Genomic DNA, 1163 nt, shown 5'->3' with positions numbered 1-1163 from the left:
TGTATAATAATCTTTGTGCCGGATCAGTGATGGTATTCAAATCTGAAACTGTAACCGGAGTAAGCGGGCTCAGGTTGATCGCTGAACTTAAAGGGCCGCCGAACTCCCTGTTTGTAGCACCTACTGAATTGGTTTTCGTATAGCTATAACCCAGGTTTTCACCGAAAGTAAGCCATTTAGCCAGTTTGGTGGTGGAGTTTAACCTTACATTGAAGCGTTTCCATGTTGAAATAGGGCTGGCAACGATACCGTTGATATCGCTGTAACCAAATGAAGTATAATACGTGGATTTTTCACTTCCACCGCTCATGCTCAGTTCATGGTTTTGTTTGCGGGCATCATTGTTAAAAACAACATCCTGCCAGTTGGTACCTACACCATAAGACGAAGGATTTGGATAGGGTGCAGCACTACCGGCAGCAATAGCCGATTCGTTCATTACTGTTGCATATTGTGTAGCATCCAGCAGGTCTAGTCTTTTAGCTGGTTTAGCAGTACCATAGTACATGCTGTAATTGATCCTCACTGTGCCTTCTTTACCTTTTTTAGTGGTTACCAGAATAACCCCTGATGCAGAACGTGCACCATAGATTGCAGCTGATGCCGCATCTTTTAATACCTCGATAGATTCGATGTCAGATTGATTCAGATAGCCAATACCACCGTTATCAACAACAACTCCGTCAACTACCCATAGAGGTGCGTTTTTGTCGTTACTGCCGCCAAAGGATGTGAAACCCCTTAAACGAACAGTTGCGGCAGCACCAGGTGATCCTGAAGTAGCAGCAATGGTTAAACCAGAAGTTCTTCCCTGTAAAGCCTGTTCAACACGTGTTACCGGCTGATTGTCAAGGTCTGCAGCTTTAACACCAGAGATAGCGCCTGTAACAACGCTTTTCTTTTGTGTACCGTAACCTACTACCACCACTTCTGATAGTGCTTTGGTATCAGTGGCTAAACTTACATTGATAGGGCCGCTGGTTACCTGAACCGTTTTAGAGGCCATGCCAATCAATCTAAAGATCAGTTTTCCGCCTGCGGGCGCGGTAATGGTGAATTTCCCGGTATTGTCTGTTAAAGTAGCCCGGGTAGTGCCTTCTAAGCTAACTGTGACTCCAGGCAGCGGTCCTCCATCTGTCTGGTCAGTTACTTTTCCTGATACT

1 protein-coding gene is annotated in these 1163 nt (G+C 45.3%); it reads right to left on the bottom strand.

Annotated features, from left to right (window positions below; translation table 11 throughout):
* Window positions 1–1163 (bottom strand): SusC/RagA family TonB-linked outer membrane protein (locus GSQ84_RS27790; protein WP_158800654.1); only part of this gene is annotated, 1163 nt, incomplete at both ends.

The organism is Pedobacter sp. L105, assembly GCF_009765875.1.
Lineage (GTDB): Bacteria > Bacteroidota > Bacteroidia > Sphingobacteriales > Sphingobacteriaceae > Pedobacter.
The sequence above is the reverse complement of the archived record's forward strand: the minus strand, read 5'-3'. Positions and strand labels throughout refer to the sequence as shown.